This window comes from Mesorhizobium sp. M0195 (assembly GCF_040322115.1).
Taxonomy (GTDB): Bacteria; Pseudomonadota; Alphaproteobacteria; order Rhizobiales; family Rhizobiaceae; genus Mesorhizobium.
In genome coordinates this window covers 1-4092 of sequence record NZ_JAMYSV010000060.1, presented here as the reverse complement: position 1 = coordinate 4092, position 4092 = coordinate 1, and the positions used below count along the sequence as shown (strand labels likewise).

Annotated in this window: 3 protein-coding genes and 2 pseudogenes; 3 read left to right on the top strand and 2 right to left on the bottom strand. The window is 59.0% G+C overall.

The window, feature by feature from the left end:
• Positions 1 to 381: 381 nt before the first annotated feature.
• Positions 382 to 935 (bottom strand): annotated as a pseudogene (locus NKJ12_RS31895) (transposase).
• 34 nt (positions 936 to 969) lie between these two features.
• Positions 970 to 1107, bottom strand: a complete 138-nt coding sequence (locus NKJ12_RS32425; protein WP_502905766.1) for a transposase — start codon at positions 1105 to 1107, stop codon at positions 970 to 972.
• Between NKJ12_RS32425 and NKJ12_RS31890 the strand changes: the two are divergent.
• From NKJ12_RS31890 to NKJ12_RS31880, 3 genes and pseudogenes are all read left to right on the top strand, one after another.
• Positions 1071 to 1297: pseudogene (locus NKJ12_RS31890) on the top strand (hypothetical protein); the annotation flags it as partial. The gene NKJ12_RS32425 and the pseudogene NKJ12_RS31890 sit on opposite strands and share 37 nt — an antisense overlap.
• A gap of 826 nt (positions 1298 to 2123) precedes the next feature.
• Positions 2124 to 3728 carry an ABC transporter substrate-binding protein gene (locus NKJ12_RS31885; RefSeq protein WP_352707680.1) on the top strand — a complete coding sequence of 535 codons (1605 nt, stop codon included), beginning with the start codon at positions 2124 to 2126 and terminating at the stop codon, positions 3726 to 3728.
• A gap of 6 nt (positions 3729 to 3734) precedes the next feature.
• A partial coding sequence (locus tag NKJ12_RS31880) for an ABC transporter permease family protein (RefSeq protein ID WP_352707678.1) occupies positions 3735 to 4092 on the top strand: 358 nt, incomplete at its 3' end.

The following is a 4092-nucleotide window of genomic DNA, read 5'->3' as shown; positions in this document are numbered from 1 at the left end:
GGGCGACCGCGAAGGCGCCCGGACCGCTCAGGGCCTTCTTCCTACGCATCCGTAACAAGCGCGGCCATCAGGTCGCAGCCGTGGCGGTCGCCCCGTAAGCTCGCTGTGTTGATCCTGGCATCTGCTGACAAAGGAGCAGGACTACTTCTGGGCTCGCCCGGCGCTCGTGGCGGCAAAGCAGAGGCAGCTCGCTCTCAAGGCCGGTGCGCCGGGCAACGCGGTGTCGGTCGCCGGGGTTCGGCTTACGCCTACAACGTGAAGGAGTTGCGAAACAGCGAGAAAACCGCGGCCGAGAATGCCGAGCGTGCCTACGAGTTGATGGTTCGGCATTGGCGGCCACGCGGGCCGAAGCGGCGCACGGACGCCACAAACGAGGAACGACTATAACGGCTGCGTGGCGGCACTCTCATCCTCTCGCACCACTCTTTGCCACGTGGTCGTCCGTGCCGGACAAATATAGCGTAAGGAATGTGCCGACACGACCGCCGCCTCGGTCCCGCTCCAGACTGGCGCCGCGCTCGACGCAGTCAAGGCGTGGCCTGGAAACCTCGCAGGCTTGTCGATGTCATCCGTGGTGTAGATGATCCGCCGCACGCTCTCGGGATAAGCGAAGAATTGGACGACTCGGCTCCAGTTGCGCCGCCAGCTTTGCGTGATCGCCGGATATCGCTGCCCCCAGTAGCCGGCCTCGAAGTCCTCCAGGCCTTCATGCCGGCGTCCGCGTCCTTGGCGCGGTAAATCCCGCGCAGCGCCGGCACGAGGGGCTTGCGGTCCTCCAGGACTCGAACTCCAGGGAAAGACGGATCAGGCTGCACGGTGCAGGTCTGGACGACGGTTTGGGGAAAGACGGCGTTGATCGCCTCGGGGAAGCCCTTCAGGCCGTCGACGACGGCGATCAGAATGTCGCCGACGCCGGGGCTCTTCAGCTCGTTCATGACGAGCAGAACTTGGCGCCCTCGGTCTTCTCGATCAGATGATCTCCTTCGTGCCATCGGGCACGATGCCGAGCGCAATGTTGACGGCCTTGTTCCTGACGAAGTCCTCGTCGCGGATCTTGACCCGATCGCGTCGTGCTGCACCGAGACATCGATGCGGTCTACAATGCATATAACTTACCTTGCAACGGTCAGGCTGAAGGCCAAATCAACCGCCTCAAACTCTCAAGCGAGCAATGTGCGGACGCGCTGGGACCGAACCGCTGCCCAATAATCCCGCAGGCCTGCACCGATCCTGGTCACGTACATGGCCGCATGTTGGCAGACGGCGGCCTAACACTACTTTGACAGTTCAGGTTTGAGGGCGAGTGCGAGTGCTTTCGGCACTATAGGCGGATGGTCTCGTCGAAATGACGATCGACGAGATCGTCCAAATTGCGCTCCTATCATTCATGGCGTGTGTCGCCTGCGGGACATGGCGCGGATCGGCCTGGCGCGGCCTTCCCTAAAGAAGTGGAGCATCGGCACCATCTCCACGACGGCAAGTGCAACGGCCCCCGCCTCATCAGGTGTTTTATCCCCTTCCTCAATGCCGTTGACGCCGAGGAGGGTCTGTCTCCGCCACTTCCCCACTCGCCGCGTGTGCCCCAAAAAGGCCTATGCGACATGCATGCCTGGTCAGCATTAAAAGAATGGTTCGCACACAGGCGCCGCCTCCCGTCATCAAGGACGGCTATTCGCGGCATATGGCGAGACGATCGACGCGGGAGAAGCCGCATCGCCAAGCCGTCCAGCGCAGCGCAGGTCCTTCCATATGCAGGCGAGATGGAGGTTGAGAACCCAGGCCACTCGCGCCATTCCTGCGCATCCTGCTCGGCCTAATTATCGTTACAAAGCTGGCACCGGCGAGCTTTATCCATCGATCACAATCCAGACTCTGCGCGACCAATCCCCACGAGTGATGTGGCCCAAACTTCTGCCCAGCACTGGTAACGGGCCTCAGGATTACCTCGTATTCCCAAGCCGGACCGCTGGGAGTCTATCTCAAAACCAGATGGCGGCGATACGCAAACTGAATTTGACGTAGGACGAGGCGCGACAGAACATAGATCGAATGAATGCTCGTCTGGGTATTCATCTACGAACAAGCGTGGATAAACAACGCGACTGGCAAAAGGGGAAATGACAATGGCAGTCTCTCGACGCGATCTAATCAAGGCAGGCTTGGCGGTGGGAACGGCATTATCCATGCCGTCGGTCCTGCGGGCACAGACAGCGCATCCTGCTCGGACGGTGCGTATGGTGAAGAACAGTAGCCTCACGACCTTTGATCCGGTCGTTGGGGCGAGTGACATCACCATAGACCACGCTTTGGCGATATATGATACCCTCTTAGGGATCGATTCCAACGCAATGCCGCAGCCGCAAATGGTGGAAAAGTGGGGCGTTTCCGACGATAAAAAGACCTATACGTTCGCACTCAGGGATGGTCTAGGCTGGCACGACGGCACCACCGTCACAGCGGCGGACTGCGTGGCCTCGATCCGCCGTTGGGGTCAGGTTGATTCCGGTGGCCAATTGATTATGGAGCGGGCCAAAGATATTTCGAAGATTGACGACAAGACCTTCACCATCTCCCTCAAGGAGCCGCTGCCTCTGCTGATCGACATTCTTGCTTCGGTCTCCGGGCTGATGCTATTCGTCATGCGCGAGAAGGACGCGGATATCCCAGCAACCGAGCAGGTGACTGCAAACATCGGCTCGGGGCCTTTCAAGTTCAATGAAGCTCTTGCCAAGCCAGGCGCGAGCTTCACCTACGACCGCAATGACAAGTACGTGCCACGCCGCGAGCCGGCCGACTGGTTCGCCGGCGGCAAGATTGTCAAAATCGATCGTGTCGTCTGGGACAATATCGCCGATAAGCAGACTTCCTTGGCGGCCCTCCAAGCGGGTGAGATTGATTATCTGGAATACCCGCCCGTCGATTTCTTGTCGACGATCGAGGGCGATCCGAACCTTGTTCTTGAGGTTCTGAACAAGGCGGGCTCTGACGGGATACTGCGCATGAATTGCCTGCAGAAACCGTTCAACAATGTCAAGGCGCGCCAGGCGATGCTTCACCTGATCGATCAGGAGGCGGTATTGCGTGTCCAATCTCCCGATCCAAAATACACCAGCATCGTCACTTCGATTTTTGGTAACACTACGCCTTACTCGAATGACGAGAATACAGGGTGGTTCAAGAAGGGCGGCGATCCCGAAAAGGCCAGACAACTATTTCAGGAATCCGGGTATGCCGGCGAGACGGTAGTCATCCTCCAACCGACGGACGTACCGGCGATCAGTGATGTGTCGCAGTGGCTTGCCGCCGCGCTCCGGAAGATCGGTGTCAAGGCCGAGCTCGCGCCGAGCGACTGGGGTGGGCTTTCCGCGCGCCGTCAAAAAAAGAACCCGGTGGAGGAGGGCGGCTGGAGCATCTTCATCACTGGCGACACGGAGTTTGCGCTCGGCGATCCGATGTCCGAAGTCTGCTTAAATGCAAGTGGTGATAAGGCTTGGTACGGCTGGCCGAAGAACGATGAATACGAGGCTCTGCGGGCCAAATGGCCAGATGTCGCAACGCTTGAAGAGCGCAAGGCACTGGCCCGCCAGATGCAAAGAGTATGGTGGGATTTCGTGGGAGATGTGCGTTTGGGGCAAAAAATTAATCCAGTTGCCCGCCGTAAGACGCTAACCGGGCTGATCGGCGTGCCAGTGGGGATACAACCTATGTGGAACATACAGAAGACCTGACCGAAAATGGGTGGTTACGTCATTCGCAGAATGGTCTCGGCCATCGCCGTCATGGCGATGGTCGGAATTTTTGTCTTCCTCCTTCTGAGGCTGGCGCCCGGTGACCCGGCGGCGCGCATTGCTGGCGATATGGCCACCCCAAAGATGATCGCCGGCATCCGTGAACGGATGGGCTTGAACGATCCTATGCCGGTTCAGTTCATACATTGGGTGCGGGACATGCTCGGCGGCGATTTTGGCACCTCGATATTTTCCGGACGACAGGTTCTGGAGCTCATCTCGCAGCGGCTTGAACCGACCCTATCGCTGTCGATCCTGACTATGATCCTTTCGGTGACGGTCGGGGTCTCCTTCGGCATTCTTG

Excerpts from the sequence above, each read along its gene's own strand:
- NKJ12_RS31885 (WP_352707680.1), top strand. The coding sequence starts at position 2,124 with ATGGCAGTCTCTCGACGCGATCTAATCAAGGCAGGCTTGGCGGTGGGA.
- NKJ12_RS32425 (WP_502905766.1), bottom strand. The coding sequence starts at position 1,107 with ATGCATTGTAGACCGCATCGATGTCTCGGTGCAGCACGACGCGATCGG.